Source organism: Phycisphaeraceae bacterium, assembly GCA_019636675.1.
Lineage (GTDB): Bacteria > Planctomycetota > Phycisphaerae > Phycisphaerales > UBA1924 > JAHBXC01.
This window is the reverse complement of sequence record JAHBXC010000003.1, coordinates 1-19214: the sequence shown is the minus strand read 5'-3', so window position 1 is coordinate 19214 and position 19214 is coordinate 1. Positions and strand designations below refer to the sequence as shown.

Here is a 19214-nt window from a genome sequence, read left to right as displayed (position 1 = left end):
GTTCCCGCCCTGTCCGCCCGATTGCCCCGAGATCACGACGCGAGCCGTGCGCCTTCACCCCTCTGAAACACCCGTGAACGACAGCGACCAGCACCATCACGACGACCCGGCGCACTCGTGGACGCCAGAGTCGTGGCGCAACGCGCCCGCCCCCGCCGGCCCCCGCTACGACGACGAGCGCGCGTTCGACGCAGCCGTCGAGACGCTGCGCCGCCTGCCGCCTCTGGTCACCTCGTGGGAGATCGAGCGCCTCAAGAGCGAGCTCGCTCAGGCCCAGCAGGGCCGGAGATTCGTTCTTATGGGGGGCGACTGCGCCGAGACCTTCGCCGACTGCACCCCCTCGGTCATCACCAACAAGCTCAAGATCCTCCTGCAGATGTCCCTCGTCCTCGTCCACGGCGGCAAGAAGCCCGTCGTCCGCATCGGGCGCATCGCGGGCCAGTACGCCAAGCCGCGCAGCAGTCTCACCGAGACCCGCATGACCCCGGCAGGGTCCGAAACGCTCCCGAGCTACTTCGGCGACCTCATCAACCACGCGGCCTTCACGGAGAACGACCGGCGCCCCGACCCGGCGCTCCTCGTCGCCGGCTACCAGCACGCCGCCCTCACCCTCAACTTCATCCGCTCCCTCGTCGACGGCGGCTTCGCCGACGCCCACCACCCGGAATACTGGGACCTTTCCTTCTTCTCGCACGCCGCCCTCACCCCCGAGCTGCGCACGAAGTATGTCAAGATGCGCGACGACCTCGCCAACGCCCTCCGCTTCATGGAGGCCATCGGCGAGAACAGCGTCCACGAGTTGTCGCGCGTCGAGTTCTTCACCAGCCACGAGGGGCTCCACCTGCCCTACGAGAGCGCACAGACCCGGCGCGTGCCCCGGCGCGAGGGCTACTACGACCTCTCCACCCACATGCCCTGGATCGGCGAACGCACCCGCGCCCTCGACGGCGCCCACATCGAGTTCTTCCGCGGCATCGCCAACCCCGTGGGGGTGAAGGTCGGCCCCAAGACGACGCCCGACGAGGTGCTGGCGCTCGCCCGCGCCCTCAACCCGCGCAACGAGCCGGGGCGCCTCGCGTTCATCGCGCGCATGGGCGCGTCGCGCATCGCCGGCGCGCTGCCCGGCCTGCTCGCCGCGGTCCGCGACGCGGGCGTGAGCGCGCTGTGGCTCTGCGACCCCATGCACGCGAACACCATGACCACCGCCAGCGGCGTGAAGACCCGCTCGTTCGACGACATCTGCGCCGAACTCGACCAGTCCTTCGACCTGCACCACGGCGCGGGCGTCCCCCTGGCCGGCGTCCACTTCGAACTCACCGGCGACGATGTCACCGAGTGCGTCGGCGGCGCCGGCGGCATGACCGAAGCCGACCTCACGCGCAACTACGCGTCCCCCTGCGACCCGCGCCTCAACTACCACCAGGCGATGGAGTTGGCGTTCCGGATCGCGGAGCGGATGGGGCGGGGGTGAGGGCGGTCGCCTCGCACACGGCACGCCGCCCGCGCGTCGTCATGGCTGCGGCTGCTCACCCGGGATCGCGAGCGGGTCGGGGCGCACGCCCGTGATGTACGCGGGGATCTCGGGCCTGACAAACGAGAGATCGCGTTCGGACTCGTTGAGGTGCGTCGCGCCGGGCGGGGCGAGCAGGCGATAGGTCTTGCCGTCGGAGTTGATCTCGTACTCGAACGGTTCGTCGCTGACGGGGTCGAGGGTCTGGTCGCGCGTCATGGCTTCCTCGAGCGTGGCGGGCAGGCGCCCGTGCGTTCGCCGGAAGCGTTCGAGGCGCAGGTTCGCGAGCGTGGCGGCGTGGTATGTCTCGACGCTCCACATCCGGCGGGCCAGCATCGGGAAGCCCGGCGCCATCCAGTGCTCCACCACCGGCGGCGGGAAGGCGTGGGGATCGTGTTTCTCGAAGTAGTCGTCGAACGCCGGGCCCTCGCCGCGGCTGGCCGGGGGGAGGCGCATCCACGCTTCCGTCGCGGCACGGAATCGCTCGACGCGCGCGCGGAAGTCGTCAAACCCGGGCTGCAGCACCGCCGCGACGGAGATGGCGCGCCCCGTGTATCGCGCGTGCGCGATGTCGAGGATCACGAGCGTCTCGCCCTCGAACAGCCGCTGGGCGTCGGGGTCGAAGCGCGGCGGGGTCTCCATCTCGCGGATCAGCGCCTCGACGGCGCGCAGGTCGGCGTTGGGGTTTCGCGCGGCGCGGACCGCCTCCACACCGGCGAGAATCTCGATGTGCGTGCCGGTGATCGATGTGGAGGAGTGCGGCACGCCCCCCAGGTGCCCCGCGATCGCGCGCGACACGCGCAGGCGCGAGAGTGTCTCGTCCCAGTCGGCGCGTTCCGCCGCGTCCGCGATCGCGAAGGTGTTGATATCCGCGAGGCGCCACACCGCCGACACGGTCTCTATCCATGGGTTGCCGTAGTGCAGGGCCTCGAGCATGCCCGGTTGTGGGTCGCCACGACGCTCGTCGAGCGGGCGCAGACGCGGCATGCCAACGAGGGGCGAGAGCGCGTCGAGCATGGGCAGGGCGCCTGTGAGCGCCGCTCTCGCGCTCGCGTGCGTCGGGTCGTCCCAGCCGGTGTACGCCAGCATCTGCGTCGCGTGCCGGAGGTGCTTGATGATCTCGTCGCCGGTCTGGCCGGGGGCGCCGAGTTGGAGGAGGGGGCTGGACGCGTCGCTCAGGAACGACTCGTAGAAGCGGAGCGCGTCGTCGCCGCCCGGGTGGCGCTCGTCCATCAACGCGAGAAACAACGCGTACCGGTCGGGCTGGTCGCGAGGCGCGCGCACCTTCGCGTACGCGAACACAGCAACGCTCACGACGATCAGCAGCCCTAACGCCGCCGATGCGCCCAGCGCGAGCAGCACCACGCGGCGCGCGTTGAGTGCTTTGAGCGTAGGGGGAGGTGTGGTCATCGCTGCGGTCTAATCGCTCGCCGGGGCCCCGGGCTGCGGCTCGTCGTCGTCCCATTTGAACTTCGGCATGATCGCCGGGCCCGGGTCGCGGGTGAGGAGCCGTAATTGGATCCGCCGGTAGGGCATCCCCTCGGGCCCGGAGAGTTGGTAGGGCCACCAGGCAGAGGGCGTGGGGTCGTACTCCAGCGTCATCCCCGGGCCGATCTGCGCGAGCGCCGTGTCGGGCAACGCCTCGTCGAGCGTGTCGGGCCAGCGCCCGTGCTCGCGATGGAAGCGCTCGATATGCAGCCCCACGAGCGCGGCGCGACGGTTCATCGCGAGGAAGTCCCAGTCGTCGATCAGGATCTGGCACGCGGTCAGCGGCAGGTCGAGCCCCTCGGGGATCTCGTGCGCGACCGGCGTGCGCTCGTGGCGGGGCTTCTCGAACTCGGCGTAGGTCTGGCGCAGCGCGCGGCGCAGTTGTTTCGTGACCTTGCGCGCGCGCGGCGCTTCCCACGCGTCCGCCCAGGTCTCGCGGTCGGTCAGGATGAACTCTGGCGTGTAGATGTACACGATCCCGGGCACGAGCAGCGATTGTTCTTTGAGCAGGTGCGTGATGGCGCCGGGCGGGTCGAGGTCTTCGAGGAAGGCGATCAGGCGGTCGACCTCGGCGGCGTCGGCTTGGAACTCGTGCGCGAGACGCCAGACCCACAGGTGGACCTCGGATTCCTGATTGAGCGAGAGCGTTCCGAGAATGCCGCGGTTCATCCGGAGGTGATGCGTGAAGGCGATGAGCGAACCGAGGCGTCGGCGCACCGTGTCCCACTCGCCCCGCGACGCGTGGTCGCGCATCGACGCCATCGCGATCGTCTGGATTCGCAGCAGCGCGGCGGCCGGCCCGAACATGGCGAAAGAGGAGTAGGGCTTCGTGACGCCCGGGATGCGCGTGCCGTGGAGCTCGTCACCCTCGGTGTGGATCGGGAAGCGGCAGGCCGGGCGCGCGGCGGCCTCGTCGAACAAGGCGAGGAGTCGCTGGGAATCGGCGAGCACTTCGCGGAGCGGCTCGAAACTTGGGTCGCTCCACTCGCCGCCTGCGAAGTTGATGCGGTGCGTATTCATCAACCCTTCGGTGCGCTGGTAGAGATCGCCGGCGCGCTGCTGCCATCTGGGCTCGAGATCGAGGATGGCGTACTCCTCGAGGATGATCTGGCGGTAGAGGGGCCAGGCGTCGTCTCCCGGGGGGACGGCCTCGTCCTGCAGTCGCAGGAGGGCGGCCACGGCGTCGGGCTCCTCGGGGATGCCGAAGCGCCATTCGAGGTATCCCCACCCGGCGCCGGCGAGGAGGGCGAGGGTGACGACGCCGGCGCCGAGCCATTTCAGGGCGCGGACGACGAACCTCCCCGGTTTGTCTTTGGATGTTGCCATGGTTTCTACAAATAGCAGGGTTGTCCGGGGAATGGAAGGGGAAAGTGCGCTGCAGTCATCTCCGCCCCTCACCCCAGCCCTCTCCCCGCAAGCGGGGCGAGGGGGCGGGATTCGCGGCGGCGCCCACGCCACCCCATCTCCCCGCTCCCTATTCCCTGCTCCCTCCTCCCTCTCCCGCGATAGCCCCTCGCCCGGCACGGGGCTATGCTCCTCGCCCTGTTCGAACTCTCGGTCCCCGTCGCGGCGTCGGCGTGGGTCGGGAACGGGCGGGCGACGCATCCATCCATTCACTCGGCGGCGACGGCCCCTGCCGCGCCCCCCCTTTAGAAGAGGACACGCGATGGCTTCCACCGGCGTGGTCACCCAGGTCATCGGTTCGACCTTCGACGCGCAGTTCCCCGAGGACGACATCCCGTCGATCTATAACGCGGTCCAGATCGAGGGCGAAACCAAGGCGGGCGCGATCAACCTCTTCGGCGAGGTCGCGCAGCACCTCGGCGGCGGGCGCGTCCGCGCCGTCGCGCTGGGCTCGACCGACGGCGTCTCCCGCGGCATGGCCTGCCGCGACACCGGCGACTCCGTCCAGGTCCCCGTCGGCGAGAACGTCCTCGGTCGCGTGTTCAACCTGCTGGGCGAGCCCATCGACAAGCGCGGGCCCGTTTCCACGCCCCACAAGCGATCGATCCACCGCGGCGCGCCGCCCCTCGAGCAGCTCAACCCGCGCACCGAGATCCTCGTCACCGGCATCAAGGTCATCGACCTCCTCTGCCCCTTCGTCCGAGGCGGCAAGATCGGCCTCTTCGGCGGCGCGGGCGTCGGCAAGACCGTCATCATCCAGGAGATGATCGCGCGCGTCGCCCGCGAGTTCGGCGGCTACTCCGTGTTCTGCGGCGTCGGCGAGCGCACCCGCGAGGGCAACGACCTCTGGCTGGAAATGCAGCACGCCGAGTACACCGACGAGAACGGCAAGACCGCCCATGTCATCGACAAGGTGGCCATGGTGTTCGGCCAGATGAACGAGCCCCCGGGCTCTCGTCTGCGCGTCGCGCTCTCGGGCCTCACCATGGCCGAGGAGTTCCGCGACGAGTCCGGCAAGGAAACCATGATCTTCGTCGACAACATCTTCCGCTTCACGCAGGCGGGCTCCGAGGTGTCGGCGCTGCTGGGGCGCATGCCCAGCGCCGTCGGTTACCAGCCCACCCTGTCGACGGAAATGGGCGAACTCCAGGAGCGCATCACCTCCACCAGCCGCGGCGCGATCACCTCGGTGCAGGCCATCTATGTGCCGGCCGACGACCTCACCGACCCGGCGCCGGCCACGGCGTTCAGCCACCTCGACGCGTTCGTCGTGCTGGCCCGCGGCATCGCCGAGAAGGGCATCTTCCCGGCGGTCGACCCCCTCGCGTCCACCTCGCGAATCCTCGACCCCGGCATCATCGGCGAGCGCCACTACAAGGTCGCCCGGCGCGTGCAGCAGATCCTGCAACGCTACAAGGACCTCCAGGACATCATCGCCATCCTCGGCGTCGATGAACTCAGCGAGGACGACAAGCTCACCGTCTCTCGCGCCCGCAAGATCGAGCGCTTCCTTTCCCAGCCCTTCTACGTCGCCGAAGTCTTCACCGGCTTCCCCGGCGTCTACACCTCGCTCGACGCGATGATCGACTCCTTCGAGCGCCTGGTCGCCGGCGAGGGCGACGACCTCCCCGAAGGCGCCTTCATGTACGTCGGCACCCTCGACGATGCGAAGGCCAAGGCCGAGCGCATGGCGAAGGGCTGATCGAAGAAGGCAGCAGGGAAGAGGCAGCAGGCAGCAGGAAAGAGATTTACAGCCCCCGCGATGAGCGGGGGTTTTTTCTATCCGGAAGTGCGCATTTGTTGAGCGTGCTCTCAGGAGTCAACCGTTGCGTTCGCACGCGATACGCTTCCCCGAAAGGAGCGTGCCACCATGGCGGCGCAGAAGACCCCGAAGGAACTCAAGGCGGCGCCTCGGCGGGCGCTGCGGTACGACTCCCTCGACGACCTCTCGCGCGACCTCGACGCCATCGAGGCCGGGCATCGCGCCGGCACGCTCGTCACCAGCGGCAACTGGACGCCCGGCGAGAACCTGCACCACTGCGCCAAGACCTGGCTGCTCTCGATCGACGGCTTCCCGCCCGACGCGAAGCCGCCCGCCATCGTGAAGTTTGTCGTCAAGACCTTCTTCAAGAAGATGGCGGTGTCGGGCAAGCCGGCGCCCATCGGGATCAAGTTCCCCAAGGGACTGGAAGACGCGTTCGGCCCGAAGATCGGCGCGTCGTTCGACGAGGGAATGAGCGCGATGCGCGCGGCGGTGGGGCGCGTCCGTTCGGGCGAGCGGTTCACCCACGCCAGCCCGCTCTTCGGCCCGCTGACGCACGACGAGTGGCTGCGACTGCAACTCGGGCACTGCTCGATGCACCTCAGCTTCCTGCACCCGGAGGGGTTGCCTCGCTGATCAGAGCCCCGGGCGGGAGCACGGGGCCAGCGACGCGGCGCGCACGGCGATGCCGATCACGCACGCGTCCCCGTGAGAGGCCTGCGAAACAACGATCAATGGACTCCGACGGTTCGAGCCCCGTGATGCCGCCCGGGGCTCTGAATCAGCTCAGCGCCAGCCAGAGCATTGTCACGAGGAAGCCGTTGTGCAGCGCGTGCGCCGTGATGGGCGCGATCAGCGAGCCGCGCCACTCGCGCAGCAGCGCGAACGAGACGCCCAGCGACATCAGCGCCGGGACGGCGGCGAAGCCCTGGGGGTGGATCACCGCGAAGACGAACCCCGTCAGCAGCGACGCGAGGATCACGCCCCGGGCGCCGCGCAGGTGGTGGTAGAACGCGCCGCGGAACACGGTCTCTTCGGCGAGCGGCGCCCAGATCGCGGCCAGCGCGAGCAGCACGACGAGCGTGACGACCGATCCGCCGGCGAGCTGGTCCATGATGGGGTGGCTCATGGGCGAACCATCGGGGTCGCCCCCGAGCATGGACTGGACCTGCGAGATCACGAGACTGAGCACGAGCGTGCACAGGACGCCCGTGATGAAGATGGGCAGGCATGCGAGATACCCGACGACGCCCGCGCCGACCTCGCGAACGACGCCGCGACCGCTCGTCCAGCCCAGCGCGAAGCGGTGGTGCGTCCAGGGCTGCCCGCGCAGGAGCGGCCAGAAGGGCACGAGCAGCAGCAGCCAGACCAGCGCGAAGGACAGGTCCGCGCCGGTGAGGCGCTGGAGCGCGCCCGCGCTGAGACTGATGACGATGAACCCCATGAGAAAGAGCGCGAGCGTCTCGAGGTACACGCTGCCCCCCGGCGACGCCGGCGCGTACGCGCGACGGAATCCCCGGGTCATGATCCTGACGAGGGCGATGATGAAGAGCACGAACCCGGCGAGGAGCGCGAGCACGCCCACGCTGAACGCGCTCACGAGCGTGACAAGGGTGCGCGCTCCGTCGGAGAGCACCGACGAGCGCGCGGGCTCCGCATCGGGCAGGTTCCAGGCGAAGGCGACGTCGGCGAACCACGCGTGGTGATCGCGCAGCGCCTCGCGCTGCTGGGGGGTCAGGGGCGCATCGGCGGCGGAGTCGGACGAATAGATCGCGCGCAGCGCCGCGATGTCGGCGCGCAGCAGGGGCAGTCGCTTGAGGTTGACCTCGTCGCGCCGGCGCTCGCGCTCGGTCGCGTCGGTCTCGGGCAGCGCGGCGCGCAGGATGATGTCCCGGTCGATCTCGTCGGCGGCGATCGACGCGTTGTCGAGGCGCGAGAGGGCCTCGTCCGCGCCGAGGATCTCGCCGGCGATGATCGCGGCCCGAAGCCGGTCGCGCACCGACGACTTCGCCAGCTCGTCCAGCTGCGACACGACGCCGACGCCGTTGGGCCCGACGGGCTGCCCGCCCGTGACGCTGAGCCAGCGCACGCCCATCGCCATGCGCCCCATCAGGAGCACCTGCAGGTCGGGCTCTGGCACCGTTTCGACCACCGACGCCGTCGCGGCGCTCTGCTCTGCCCCCAGGCGCTGCATCGCGACCACGCCCACGATGAGCGCGAGGGCGGCCAGCGTCGCGACGAGTCGCGACAGCCCGGTGCCGGGGTCGCGAGGGACGCCCAGGGGTTTGGTCGCGTCGAAGCCGGCCAGGGGCGACTCGGGCTGGGCGGTTGGGTGCTGGAAAGGGGTCGGGCGCTCGTGGTCGGTGGGCATCGCTCCTATCTTCGGCGTTCGGGGGCCGGTTGTCGCCAGCGCCGGGGCGAGATGCTCCGGGCGTTGACATCCGGGGGCTGGGGTCTACTCTTCCCGGTTCGCCTGGCGGGCCCCCTGAGGGGAGGTCTGTCGGTGGGGCGGACGACATCCAAAACCAACCGCTCGTGTCGAGCCGCCCTCTGCGAAGAGGGACAGGGCGACGGGCCGAGGCGGGCAGGCGTGTGACGCCTGTTCAGGCCGCCTCAGATCGCGGTTCATGCGGCACGACGCCGGTGAACAGGCGAGACGAATTGTGCTCTCGCGCTCGGGGCTGATCCCGGCGCCCGAACCTATTTGACCGCAGGAAGGCAGACGCGATGCGTCAGACCACATTCATCACGAACAAGGACCAGCTCACCGCGGGCTGGCACATCGTCGACGCCGACGGGCAGCGCCTCGGGCGCATGGCCTCCAGCGTCGCGACCGTCCTCATGGGCAAGCACAAGCCGTCCTACACCGCGCACGTGGACACGGGCGACTTCGTCGTCATCGTGAACGCCGACAAGGTGGAGATGACCGGGCGCAAGGGCGAGCAGCGTCTCAAGATGCGCTACAGCCGCTACCCCGGCGGGCTGAAGGCCGAGACCTACAACCAGGTCCGCGACCGTCGCCCCGAGCTGCTCGTCGAGGACGCCGTCCGACGCATGCTCCCCAAGGGCATCCTCGGGCGTCAGATGCTCAAGAAGCTCAAGATCTACAAGGGCGCCGAGCACCCCCACCAGGCGCAGCAGCCCCAGCCCCTCGAGGTCTGATTCTCTTCCACCGGTTCCACGCCACCGAACGAACACTCTCGCGATGGGCGCCTTCGAGAACGCCGCCTCTCGCTTCTCCCGCAGGATGACAACGCATCATGGCTGACTTTCAGATGAACTCGGGTGAACTGGGCGGCTCGCTTGGCTCCACCGCCGCGGCCGCTGCCCTCGCCGCCGCCAGCGGCACGCCCGTCGTTGAGGCCCGCCCCGCCCGTCAGGCCCAGGAGCCCGACGCGCAGGGATGGTGGCACGGCACCGGGCGTCGCAAGACCGCCACCGCTCGCGCTCGCATCAAGCCCGGCACCGGCACCATCGAGATCATCGTCTCGCGCAAGAAGGCCCGCCCGGTCGAAGAGATGTTCTCCGAAGAGCGCGATCGCAACGACATCGTCGCCCCGCTCAAGATCACCGGCACGCAGTCCAAGATGGACGTGAAGCTCCGCCTCGCCGGCGGCGGCTACATGGGCCAGGCCCAGGCCGCCCGCCTCGCCATCGCCCGCGCGCTCGTCGCCTACGACCCCAGCACCTTCGAGGCGCTCCGCGACGAGGGCTTCCTCACCCGCGACGCACGCAAGGTCGAGCGTAAGAAGTACGGCCAGGCCGGCGCCCGTCGTCGCTTCCAGTTCTCGAAGCGCTGATCGACAACCCCGCATCCACGCATTCACCGACCGCCCTCGCAACGAGGGCGGTTTTCTTTTTGAATAGGGAGCAGGGAGCAGGGAGTGGGGAGCAGGAAGAGAAAGTGAAGACGGGTGGCGTGGCACGGCGTCGCCGTGCCACGCCACCCCCACCCTCTCTCCCCTCCGCGTCCTCTGCGTCCTCCGCGTTGAAATCTCTCTTCCGTCAAAACGCAACAGGCCGCGCGTTCACGAAGAACACGCGGCCTGTCAAAGTGTCATCGGTGCGCCCCGAAGAGCGCGAGGGCGATTAGTCGAACGCCTTCTTGGTGTTCTCGCTGGCTTCCTGCAGGTCCTTGCCGGCGCCGTCGACGGCGTTGCACCCGGTGAACGCGACAGCGAACAGGGCGAGGGCGAACGAGACGCAGCAAAGTTTCATGATTCGTGCAGACATGGGAAAGTCTCCGTTGTGGTTGAACAACGAACTATCCCGCGCGCAGATGAAGCAAACCCCGAACCGCCGGTGAATTACTCTTCATCCACCTTGCCGACCTGCCACTCTTCGAGGTCGATGGGCGCCTGACGACCGAAGATGGTGACCAGGACGCGCACGGTTCCCTTCTCGGGGAAGACCTCGTCGACGGTGCCCTCGTAGTTCTCGAAGGGCCCTTCCTTGATCATCACGTGGTCGCCCTTGTTCCAGGCCATCTTGACGACCGGGAGCTCTTCGGGCTTGCGCGAGTCGAGGAGCATCTTCTCGATCTCGTGGGACTGCATGGGGACCGGGCGCCCCGAGGTGCCGACGAAGTCGCCCACGCCGGTGGTCTCTTTGATCAGGAAGAACACATCCTGGGGGATGCGCCCGTCGTCCTCGAGCTGCATCTCGACGAAGATGTAGCCCGGGTAGAGCTTGGTCTCGGTGATGCGCTGCTTGCCGCCCTTGATGGTCTTGGTCTTCTCTGTGGGCACGAGGATGCGCCCGACGAGGTGGGTCATGCCCTCGATCTGCACCTTGCGGAGCAGGGTGTCGCGCACGTGGCTCTCTTTGTTGGACGCGACGCGCAGGACGAACCAGTTCATCCCTGCCTGCGTGACCTCCTCGCCGGCGGCGATCACGCCGGAGCGCTCGGCCGGGGCTTCGGGCTGGGTGGAGGTCTCGTGCTCGTGGGTCGTGTCTTCGGGCATGGTGCGCGCCCTTTTTCCCGGTGGCGCCGGGCGTCTCGAGGGTGTGTGTCGGGTCGCGCCGGAACGGGCGCGCCCGGCGTGGGCATGGGCCTGGGCCGGGGCGTCAGCCCAGCTGGAGCAGATCGATCGCGTTGAAGAACGCGGCGAGCAGCAGGTCGATCGTGTAGATGATCACCGCGAGGGCGGCGGCGATGAAGATCACGACATAGGTCGAGCCGATGATCTCGCGCCGGGTCGACCAGTTGACCTTCTTCATCTCCTGGTCGACGCTGATCAGGAACTCGTTGGTCTTAGGCTTGAGGCCGACCAGGTAGTAGGTGATCAGGGCGGTGAAGAGCGTGATCACGCCCGCGGCGATGGCCTGGGTGATCACCGGCTCGAGGTTGCCAAGGCGGACCGTCTCGAGCTCGCCCCACAGCCAGAACGCGCCGGTCAGCCCGACGATCGCGATGCCCACGGCGGTGCCGACGCGAGTCCAGTATCCCTGACCGGGTTTGTAAACGCCGATGGCCATGTCGCTTGGGTGAACTCCGCGTAGGGGGTCGTCGCGCGACGCAGGCGTCGGGGGCGACAGGGGAAAGAAGCACGCCGGGAAGGAATCGAACCCTCAACCTGCGGATTTGGAATCCGCTGCTCTGCCAATTGAGCTACCGGCGTTCCGGGCGTCGTCGGACGGGAAGCCCTGAGGGCCGACCGGCGCTTCGACGGCGGTTTACTTGCGCTTGATCTTATGGAGCGTGTGCTTGCGCAGCTCGGGGCAGTACTTGTTCATGCCCGCCTTGAGCTTCTCGGGCATGCCGCCCTTCACGTTGACGCTGGTTCGGTAGTTGAGCGCCCCGGTCTCGGTGCACTGGAGCCACACGGACTCGCGGGCTTCGCCTTTTTTCTTTGCCATGGGAGGTTCTTCCGGCGTGAGCGTCGGGTTCGACGAGTGAGGGGCGTTTCGGAGTCGCGCTGGGGGCCCCCCGACGCCCGACGGGGGTGCACTCACGCGGCTCGAACAAGATCAGAAGACGCGTCGGGGCCGGGAGACCCCGACGCGTGGGGGTTCATTCAGTGGGGGCGATCACGCGATGATTTCGGTGACGACGCCCGAGCCGACCGTGCGCCCGCCCTCGCGGACGGCGAAGCGGAGGCCCTTCTCCATGGCGATGGGCTTCTCGCCCAGGTCGACCTCGACCTCGATGTTGTCGCCGGGCATGCACATCTCGACGCCGCCGGCCAGGGTGACCGAGCCGGTCACGTCGGTGGTGCGGAAGTAGAACTGGGGCTTGTAGCCGGAGAAGAACGGGGTGTGACGCCCGCCCTCTTCCTTGGTGAGGACGTAGACCTCGCCCTTGAACTTGGTGTGGGGGGTGATCGAGCCGGGCTTGCAGAGGACCTGCCCGCGCTCGATGTCCGCCTTCTCGACGCCGCGCAGGAGCGCGCCGACGTTGTCGCCCGCGATGCCCGAGTCGAGGGTCTTGTTGAACATCTCGACGCCGGTGACGACGGTCTTCTTCTTGTCCTCGCGCAGACCGACGATCTCGACTTCGTCGCCGACCTTCATCATGCCGCGCTCGATACGACCGGTGGCGACCGTGCCGCGACCCTTGATCGAGAACACGTCCTCGACGGACATGAGGAAGGGCTTGTCGGCCTCGCGCTGGGGCTCGGGGATGTAGGAGTCGAGGGCGGCGAGGAGCTCGTCAACGCCCTTGGAGGCGGCGTCGTCGTGCGGGTTCTCGATGCAGGCCTTGGCCTGGCCGCGAACGACGGGGATGTCGTCGCCGGGGAAGTCGTACTTGTTGAGGAGCTCGCGGACTTCCATCTCGACCAGGTCGAGGAGCTCGGGGTCGTCGACGAGGTCGACCTTGTTCAGGAAGACGACGATGTAGGGCACGCCGACCTGACGGGCGAGCAGGACGTGCTCGCGGGTCTGGGGCATGGGGCCGTCGGCGGCGGAGACGACGAGGATCGCGCCGTCCATCTGGGCGGCGCCGGTGATCATGTTCTTGACGTAGTCGGCGTGGCCCGGGCAGTCGACGTGCGCGTAGTGACGCGCGTCGGTCTCGTACTCGGTGTGCGACGAGTGGATGGTGACGGTCTTGGAGGCGTCACGGACCGTGCCGCCCTTGGTGATGTCGGCGTACGACTTCGGGGTGCCGCCGTGACGGACCGCCGAACGGGCGGAGAGCGCCGCGGTCAGCGTGCTCTTGCCGTGGTCGATGTGACCGATCGTGCCGACGTTGACGTGGGGTTTCGTACGCGCAAAGACGCCCTTGGCCATGGTGCTGAACCTCCAGCGAGTCGCGTCCGGGCGGTCTCTAGCATGCGCCGGCGCGCAACCTACTCAAACCCCGGCCCCGACCTGCGTCGGACCGGACATCGTTCCGTGCGAGAGGGCCTCCCCTCTCACGCGGCTCGGCGCACGCGGAACTCTCCGCGAACGGCGCCATGTGCTCATACCGATCCAGCGCCCACCGCTGGTGTCGGACGACCCTCGCGACTCTCGGGCCGGCGCCGCGCCCCGCCGCCTCGCACCAGCGCGAAAGGCAGCGACCGCGACGCCCGTCCGTCAGACACGGGGTCAATGAGCCGGCATGATACGCCCCGCGTTTGCTCCGACCACGCGCCTTCTCCGAAGACGCGCCGGGAGCCCTCGCGGGGCGACACCAGCCAAAGCCATCGAAGGGATTTGAACCCTTGACCTCACCCTTACCAAGGGTGTGCTCTACCACTGAGCTACGATGGCGCCCGCCAGCGGTCCCGGACGGATTCCCCGCCCGGCTCCGCCGTGAGTCGGTGAGTGTAGACCTCACCCCCCGGGTCAACAAGCAAGCGTCGCCCGACACGAACCATCCGCCCAGCTCTACCATCGCGCCATGGCCCCAGAACCCCACGCCGCGATCCCCGACGACCTCGCTTCCCGCATCGACCACACCCTCCTCAAGCCCGAAGCCACCCCCGACCAGATCGACCGCCTCGTCGACGAGGCACTCGCTCACCGCTTCGCCTCCGTCTGCGTCAACGGGTACTACCTCCCACGCGTCGTCCAGCGCCTGACAGAATCCCCCCCTCCCGCTCGCGGGAGGGGGCAGGGGGAGGGTCTTCTGTCCGGCGAGCGGCAGGGCGAGAAGCACGCCGTCAAGGCCTGCGTCGTCGCCTCTTTCCCCCTCGGCGCGATGACCCCCGTCGGGCGCGCCCTCGAGTGCACCAACCTCGCGAAGCTCGGCGCGCAGGAGATCGACATCGTCGCCTTCCTGCCGCACCTGCTCGCCAAAGACGCCGATTCCCTCGCGTCCGACCTCATCGAAACCGTGCGCCAGGTGCGCGCCGTTTCACGCTCCATCGTGGTGAAGGTCATCCTCGAGACCGCCGCCCTGCGCGCCCTCGCCGGCAACGACGCCGAGTTTGAAGCCATGCTCGCCGCCGGCTGCGAGGGCGCGCGACGCAGCGGGTGCGATTTCGTCAAGACCTCCACCGGCTTCCACAGCGCCGGCGGCGCCACAGTCGACGCCGTCCGCCTGCTGCGCAAACACGCCGGCCAGGGCGAGGGCGCGCTCAAGGTCAAAGCGTCCGGAGGCATCCGCACGCGCGACGACGCGCTGCGCATGCTCGACGCCGGCGCCGACCGGCTGGGGTGCTCGTCGGGCGTCGCGATCGTCGCTGGGGGGACGGGAACCGGGGCCTATTAAGACCCCCACGCCGCCCCCACGCCCAGGCGGGAGCAGGAATCCCCCCCGGGCGATCCCCAACAACGCCCCGGGCGCGGGTTCTCTACGATGGAACGGACATGACCGAACTGATCCTCATCTCGCTCGGGCTGGTTCTCGGGGGTCTGCTCGTGGGGGGCGGGTTCCTGCTCCTGCGGCGGGCCGGCAAGAGCGCCCCCGAGGTCTCGACCTTCACCACGATCGCCGAGCGGGTGCGCAGCGTGGGCAAGCTGGTCGGGCTCGAGGTCTACGCCAAGGAGATCGCGACGAGCACCAAGGGGTGGGGGTGGCTGCCCCCGATCCTGATGTCGCAGGCGCGGGTCGCGTTCATCTTCCACTTCGAGAAGCAGTACGCCGTCGAGCTCTCGCGCGTGGACGCGAAGGATGTCGAGGAGCTCCCGAGCGCCAACGGGCGCCGACGCTTCGCGATCAAACTCCCCCCGATCGAGGGCGCGCTGCGCCTGACCGATCTGGAGCCCTACGACATCCAGGCGGGTCGCATGCTCATGCTCCTCGACGTGATCCAGTTGAACGCGACGACGCAGAAAGAACTGATCAAGCGCGCCCAGGAGCAGGCGGCCGAGCTCTACCGGCGCTACGACGCGAAGTACCAGCAGGAGGCGCAGCGCGCCATCGAGAAGCACCTGACCTCGCTGCTGTCGCTCTTCGAGGTCGATGTCGAGATCCGCTGGTCTCCCAGCGTCAAGACCGGCGAGGCGCGCGAGGTCGAGGTCGGCGAGCGCGTGACCGCCGCCACCCGCGCCTGACGACCATCACCATCCCGTGACCGCGGCGTTGGAAGCGCGACCGCCGAGCCCGAGACAGCCCGTCTCGCGCCGCCTCGGATGGTCCAGGCGGCCCAGTCTTTGGTTCGCACCGACCGTTCCGGGGCGTTGACATTTCGTCAATCAGCGAAATAATGAGGCGTCGCCGAACACCAAGGAGCCCCGCTATGGCAGACGCCCCCAACCGTCCGGAATCCGCGCACGACGTTCGCGAGAAGGTCCGCGAGGGCTACGCCGCCATCGCCGAACGCGGCGTCTGGCTCGGCGAGAACACCCCCGAAACTCAGGCCAAGTCCGGCTGCTGCACCCCCGCCCCCGCCCCGCGCAAGGGCCTCACCCTCAAGGTCTCCTCCTGCTGCGGCGGATCCGACGCCGAAGCATCGTCATCCTCCGGCGGCGGGGGCTGCTGCGGCGTCACCACCCTCGACGCCGACTCACTCGCCCAGCAGATCGGATACTCCAAAGACGAACTCGCCGGACTCCCGGCCGACGCCAACCTCGGGCTGTCCTGCGGCAACCCCACCGCCCTCGCCTCCCTCACCCCCGGGGAGGTCGTCGTCGACCTGGGCAGCGGCGCCGGCTTCGACTGCTTCCTCGCCGGCCCTCGCGTCGGCCCGATCGGACGCGCCATCGGCGTCGACATGACCCCCAAGATGCTTGACAAGGCGCGCGCCAACCTCGCGCACTACCGCCAGAGCACCGGGCTCGACAACGTCGAGTTCCGCCTGGGCGAGATCGAGAACCTCCCCCTCGCCGACGCCAGCGCCGATGTCGTCATCAGCAACTGCGTGATCAACCTCTCGCCCGACAAGCGGCGGGTGTGGAACGAGATCGCGCGCGTGCTCAGGCCGGGCGGGCGCGTCGCGATCAGCGACCTCGCGCTGCGCAAGCCCCTGCCCGAGGGCGTGCTGCAGATGGTCGAGGCGTGGATCGGCTGCGTCTCCGGCGCGTCCCTGCTCAGCGAACTCGAGCGCGACGCGAAGGCCGCCGGTCTCACCGATGTCACGCTGGAAGAAAAGCCCGGCTATGTCGACGCGCTCGTCTCGAGCAGCGACCCGCTGTATCAGAAGATCATCGCGATGCTGCCCGCCGGTGCCACGGCTGCGGACTACATCACGAGCGTGAACATCACCGCGACGCGCCCTCGCTGAGCGCCGGATTCGCGTCGAGCACGAACGAGCGCAGCACCCACGCCACCGCCGGCACGCACACCGCGTCGCCCAGGCCCGTGAGGATCTCCGCGGCGCGAAAGCCGGTCGGCACGCGATCGAGGGGCACGCCCTGCAGCGACGCGCACTCGCGCGGCGTCAGATAGCGCACCCTCGCCGCGCCCTTGCCGGCGCGCAGCAGCATCTGCTTCGCGCTGCCGCCCTTGGGCAGGCGCAGGCAGCCGGCAAGCCCATCGGTGCGGAGTTCGACGAGACTTTTCTTCTCGGCGTCCTTGCCCTTGCCGATCGCGCGCACGCGCCGGAAGGCGGTCGCGTACGAGAACGCGTCGCCCTCGCGCATGCGCTCGACCACGGACGCGTGCCCGGGGTGCACCTGCGCGAGGAAGTACGCCGTGCGCTCGTCGTCCCACCAGAGCGGGTCGCTCTCCGGGGGGTCTTCGACGATGAACGCGAGCGTGACGGCGCGTTGCGGCAGGGGGGGCGTCTCGCGCGCGTGCCAGCGCAGGTCGTCGTGCTTGCGCATCGCGTCAAGGATCGACTGGTGGCGCACCTTGTCGGCCCTGATCGTGTCGAGATCGGCGGGCGGGAGTTCGTCGATCGGCGACGCGATGAGGAACAGGCGGGGGCGGCTCTGCGCCGTGAACCACGCGGCGTCGGCCTTCACCGCGTCGACGCCGTAGCCGAGGTGGTTGAGCGCCAGCACGAGCGCGCGCAGGTCGCCGCCCCCGTTGGACGAGAGCAGCCCCATGACATTCTCGAACAGCAGCCGGCGCGGGCGCCTGTCGAGCGGCGTCTCTTCCAGCAGGCGCAGCAGTTCCCAGACCGCGCCCGACTGCCCGGCGTGGATGCCGGCGCGCCCACCGGCGAGCGAGAGGTCGGTGCACGGGAACGACGCGGTCCACAGGTCGGCGTGGGGCAGGTCCTCGGCGCGCACCTGCGCGATGTCGCGCCGGTCGAAGTGCGAGGGCCCGCCATCCGCGAACACCGCGTTGTAGAGGCGCTCCTTGAGCGCGTCGATGTCGTTGGCGTACGCGACGCGCACCCCGGCGCGCTCGAGCGCGAGGCGCACCAGGCCCATGCCGGCGAAGAACTCGTTGGCGATGAGGGGGCGTTCGCTCACTTGATGACCGGTGGGCGTGGGGCGTCCTTGGCGGAGCCGAGCTCGAACGCGCGGATGAGGTTGTGCCCCGCCGCCGACACCAGCCCGACGCCGACGACCGCCGTCGCGATCAGCGCGACCACGGCGCTGGCGAGCCCCATCACATTGCCGGACCCGAGCCACGCGCGCATCGGGGGCAGGGCCCAGACCGCCGAGACCGCGGCGGTCGCGATCAGCAGCACGACGCCCACGCCCAGACGCTTGAACGACTGACCCGGCGTGCGCAGCAGCACGATCACCCCGGCGAGGGCGACGATCGCGGCGCTCATCGCGCCGCGCGCCAGCACGAAGGGGTCGCGCAGCGCGCCCGAGAGCCCGCCGCCCGCGGCGATGTCATAGCCCAGCACCGCCGCCACCACCGACGCCCCGGCGACGCACGCCAGCGCCATCGCCGGCGCCAGATTGAACCGCCCCAGCCCGGCCAGCACGCCGAAGACGGCCGCCAGCACGCCCAGCGAGTCGAACGCGATCGTGAAGGGCAGGGGGGGCGAGGCGGTCACCCCATGGAACCCGCGCAGCAGCGACAACAACGCCAGCCCCACGCACGCGAGGGCGGCGAGCAGCATCGCCCACCTGGGCGGCGGGGGGAGAGCGTCGGACGGATCGTGGAGGGTGGTCTCGGCGCGCATGGACGGATGGTATCGGGCGAGCGGGCGGGAATGTTCGCGCCCCGCGTCCCCCTGGCCCCGGCTCTGATCCGCTCCTTCCCCTACGCGCAGCGTGGGGGAGGCCAGGTGGGGGCTACCCGAACTCCGGGCTTCCCTCCCCACCCTCTGCCTTTCTCTTCTCATCTTCTCTCTCCCCCTCCGGCGCCACCACACAAGTGTGGTGCCTACCCCTCCTCCTTTCCTCGATCTGAGAAAGACAGGGAGAAGGAAAGTGAAGCCCCAAGAAGGTGTAGCACCACACTTTGTGTGGTGGCACCGGAGAGAGAGCGAGATGATCCGGGTGCCACTGTCGGCTTGCCGACAGTGCTCCGTGTCCTCCAAGCCTCGAGGTGCAGTGATGCACATTCGAGTTTGATGCACGAACAGCAGACCGGGAATGGGAAGAAGGGGTAGCACTGTCGGCAAGCCGACAGTGGCACCCAGAATTTCGCAACTTTCCGGTTCTCAGACCTTCCAATCCGCCAGTGTTTCCTGTACATTGCGGCGGCACAGGCCGCACCCCCGGAGGGCGTCGCGGCATCCGAGTCACTCCGTTCCGAGGAGCAGCGCCGTGAAGTTCCGTTCGTGTGGTTCTGTTGTCAGCGTGCTCGCGTGCGCGTCGGTTGTCTGC

General features: G+C 69.0%; 18 protein-coding genes and 2 tRNA genes. 8 read left to right on the top strand and 12 right to left on the bottom strand.

Going from position 1 to position 19214, the window contains the following annotated elements; all coding sequences use genetic code 11:
• Positions 1-73 precede the first annotated feature (73 nt).
• Positions 74-1471 (top strand): 3-deoxy-7-phosphoheptulonate synthase, encoded by a 1398-nt coding sequence (locus KF684_10380; GenBank protein ID MBX3353324.1) that lies wholly within the window; start codon positions 74-76, stop codon positions 1469-1471.
• Between the two features lie 39 nt (positions 1472-1510).
• On the opposite strand, the gene KF684_10375 is transcribed toward KF684_10380, so the two are convergent.
• Positions 1511-2920 (bottom strand): hypothetical protein, encoded by a 1410-nt coding sequence (locus KF684_10375; GenBank protein MBX3353323.1) that lies wholly within the window; start codon positions 2918-2920, stop codon positions 1511-1513.
• Between the two features lie 9 nt (positions 2921-2929).
• Positions 2930-4324 (bottom strand): hypothetical protein, encoded by a 1395-nt coding sequence (locus KF684_10370; GenBank protein MBX3353322.1) that lies wholly within the window; start codon positions 4322-4324, stop codon positions 2930-2932.
• 340 nt (positions 4325-4664) lie between these two features.
• Between KF684_10370 and atpD the strand changes: the two genes are divergently transcribed.
• Positions 4665-6104, top strand: coding sequence for a F0F1 ATP synthase subunit beta (gene atpD, locus KF684_10365; protein ID MBX3353321.1), 1440 nt, complete (start codon positions 4665-4667; stop codon positions 6102-6104).
• Between the two features lie 168 nt (positions 6105-6272).
• Positions 6273-6800, top strand: coding sequence for a DUF1569 domain-containing protein (locus KF684_10360; protein MBX3353320.1), 528 nt, complete (start codon positions 6273-6275; stop codon positions 6798-6800).
• Positions 6801-6945: 145 nt separating this feature from the next.
• Here the strand turns inward: KF684_10360 and KF684_10355 are convergent, their stop codons facing one another.
• Positions 6946-8535 carry a CPBP family intramembrane metalloprotease gene (locus tag KF684_10355; GenBank protein ID MBX3353319.1) on the bottom strand — a complete coding sequence of 530 codons (1590 nt, stop codon included), beginning with the start codon at positions 8533-8535 and terminating at the stop codon, positions 6946-6948.
• A gap of 356 nt (positions 8536-8891) precedes the next feature.
• Between KF684_10355 and rplM the strand changes: the two genes are divergently transcribed.
• Together rplM and rpsI are read left to right on the top strand one after the other, a co-directional pair.
• Positions 8892-9326: a 50S ribosomal protein L13 gene (rplM, locus tag KF684_10350; GenBank protein MBX3353318.1), complete on the top strand. Its 435-nt coding sequence runs from the start codon at positions 8892-8894 to the stop codon at positions 9324-9326.
• A 98-nt stretch (positions 9327-9424) separates the two neighbouring features.
• Positions 9425-9964 (top strand): 30S ribosomal protein S9, encoded by a 540-nt coding sequence (gene rpsI, locus KF684_10345; GenBank protein MBX3353317.1) that lies wholly within the window; start codon positions 9425-9427, stop codon positions 9962-9964.
• A 289-nt stretch (positions 9965-10253) separates the two neighbouring features.
• Here the strand turns inward: rpsI and KF684_10340 are convergent, their stop codons facing one another.
• From KF684_10340 to KF684_10310, 7 genes are all read right to left on the bottom strand, one after another.
• Positions 10254-10397 carry a hypothetical protein gene (locus KF684_10340; GenBank protein MBX3353316.1) on the bottom strand — a complete coding sequence of 48 codons (144 nt, stop codon included), beginning with the start codon at positions 10395-10397 and terminating at the stop codon, positions 10254-10256.
• 74 nt (positions 10398-10471) lie between these two features.
• On the bottom strand, positions 10472-11128 hold the full coding sequence (gene nusG, locus KF684_10335; GenBank protein MBX3353315.1) for a transcription termination/antitermination factor NusG: 657 nt from the start codon (positions 11126-11128) through the stop codon (positions 10472-10474).
• A gap of 103 nt (positions 11129-11231) precedes the next feature.
• Positions 11232-11642, bottom strand: coding sequence for a preprotein translocase subunit SecE (secE, locus tag KF684_10330; protein MBX3353314.1), 411 nt, complete (start codon positions 11640-11642; stop codon positions 11232-11234).
• A gap of 70 nt (positions 11643-11712) precedes the next feature.
• Positions 11713-11785: transfer RNA gene (locus KF684_10325), tRNA-Trp, on the bottom strand.
• A 55-nt stretch (positions 11786-11840) separates the two neighbouring features.
• Complete coding sequence (rpmG, locus tag KF684_10320) at positions 11841-12023, bottom strand: 50S ribosomal protein L33 (protein ID MBX3353313.1); 183 nt, start codon at positions 12021-12023, stop codon at positions 11841-11843.
• 171 nt (positions 12024-12194) lie between these two features.
• Entirely contained in the window at positions 12195-13397 is a 1203-nt protein-coding gene (gene tuf, locus KF684_10315) for an elongation factor Tu (GenBank protein MBX3353312.1), read from the bottom strand.
• A gap of 393 nt (positions 13398-13790) precedes the next feature.
• Positions 13791-13862 (bottom strand) — tRNA-Thr (locus KF684_10310).
• Between the two features lie 130 nt (positions 13863-13992).
• Between KF684_10310 and deoC the strand changes: the two genes are divergently transcribed.
• The 3 genes from deoC to arsM all read left to right on the top strand — a co-directional run bounded on the left by deoC (position 13993) and on the right by arsM (position 16759).
• The gene (gene deoC / locus KF684_10305; protein ID MBX3353311.1) at positions 13993-14805 is read left to right on the top strand and encodes a deoxyribose-phosphate aldolase; all 813 of its coding nucleotides are present in this window, start codon (positions 13993-13995) and stop codon (positions 14803-14805) included.
• A gap of 98 nt (positions 14806-14903) precedes the next feature.
• Positions 14904-15590 (top strand): DUF4230 domain-containing protein, encoded by a 687-nt coding sequence (locus KF684_10300; protein ID MBX3353310.1) that lies wholly within the window; start codon positions 14904-14906, stop codon positions 15588-15590.
• A 185-nt stretch (positions 15591-15775) separates the two neighbouring features.
• Positions 15776-16759, top strand: coding sequence for an arsenite methyltransferase (gene arsM, locus KF684_10295; protein ID MBX3353309.1), 984 nt, complete (start codon positions 15776-15778; stop codon positions 16757-16759).
• On the opposite strand, the gene dcm is transcribed toward arsM, so the two are convergent.
• Both dcm and KF684_10285 read right to left on the bottom strand, forming a co-directional pair.
• Entirely contained in the window at positions 16737-17897 is a 1161-nt protein-coding gene (dcm, locus tag KF684_10290; protein MBX3353308.1) for a DNA (cytosine-5-)-methyltransferase, read from the bottom strand. The genes arsM and dcm overlap by 23 nt on opposite strands.
• Positions 17894-18565, bottom strand: coding sequence for a hypothetical protein (locus KF684_10285; GenBank protein MBX3353307.1), 672 nt, complete (start codon positions 18563-18565; stop codon positions 17894-17896). The genes dcm and KF684_10285 overlap by 4 nt, the downstream gene beginning before the upstream one ends.
• Between the last annotated feature and the right edge of the window lie 649 nt (positions 18566-19214).

Coding starts and splice junctions, on each gene's coding strand:
- KF684_10375 (MBX3353323.1), bottom strand. CDS start 2,920: ATGACCACACCTCCCCCTACGCTCAAAGCACTCAACGCGCGCCGCGTG.
- KF684_10370 (MBX3353322.1), bottom strand. CDS start 4,324: ATGGCAACATCCAAAGACAAACCGGGGAGGTTCGTCGTCCGCGCCCTG.
- atpD (MBX3353321.1), top strand. CDS start 4,665: ATGGCTTCCACCGGCGTGGTCACCCAGGTCATCGGTTCGACCTTCGAC.
- KF684_10360 (MBX3353320.1), top strand. CDS start 6,273: ATGGCGGCGCAGAAGACCCCGAAGGAACTCAAGGCGGCGCCTCGGCGG.
- KF684_10355 (MBX3353319.1), bottom strand. CDS start 8,535: ATGCCCACCGACCACGAGCGCCCGACCCCTTTCCAGCACCCAACCGCC.
- rplM (MBX3353318.1), top strand. CDS start 8,892: ATGCGTCAGACCACATTCATCACGAACAAGGACCAGCTCACCGCGGGC.
- rpsI (MBX3353317.1), top strand. CDS start 9,425: ATGGCTGACTTTCAGATGAACTCGGGTGAACTGGGCGGCTCGCTTGGC.
- KF684_10340 (MBX3353316.1), bottom strand. CDS start 10,397: ATGTCTGCACGAATCATGAAACTTTGCTGCGTCTCGTTCGCCCTCGCC.
- nusG (MBX3353315.1), bottom strand. CDS start 11,128: ATGCCCGAAGACACGACCCACGAGCACGAGACCTCCACCCAGCCCGAA.
- secE (MBX3353314.1), bottom strand. CDS start 11,642: ATGGCCATCGGCGTTTACAAACCCGGTCAGGGATACTGGACTCGCGTC.
- rpmG (MBX3353313.1), bottom strand. CDS start 12,023: ATGGCAAAGAAAAAAGGCGAAGCCCGCGAGTCCGTGTGGCTCCAGTGC.
- tuf (MBX3353312.1), bottom strand. CDS start 13,397: ATGGCCAAGGGCGTCTTTGCGCGTACGAAACCCCACGTCAACGTCGGC.
- deoC (MBX3353311.1), top strand. CDS start 13,993: ATGGCCCCAGAACCCCACGCCGCGATCCCCGACGACCTCGCTTCCCGC.
- KF684_10300 (MBX3353310.1), top strand. CDS start 14,904: ATGACCGAACTGATCCTCATCTCGCTCGGGCTGGTTCTCGGGGGTCTG.
- arsM (MBX3353309.1), top strand. CDS start 15,776: ATGGCAGACGCCCCCAACCGTCCGGAATCCGCGCACGACGTTCGCGAG.
- KF684_10285 (MBX3353307.1), bottom strand. CDS start 18,565: ATGCGCGCCGAGACCACCCTCCACGATCCGTCCGACGCTCTCCCCCCG.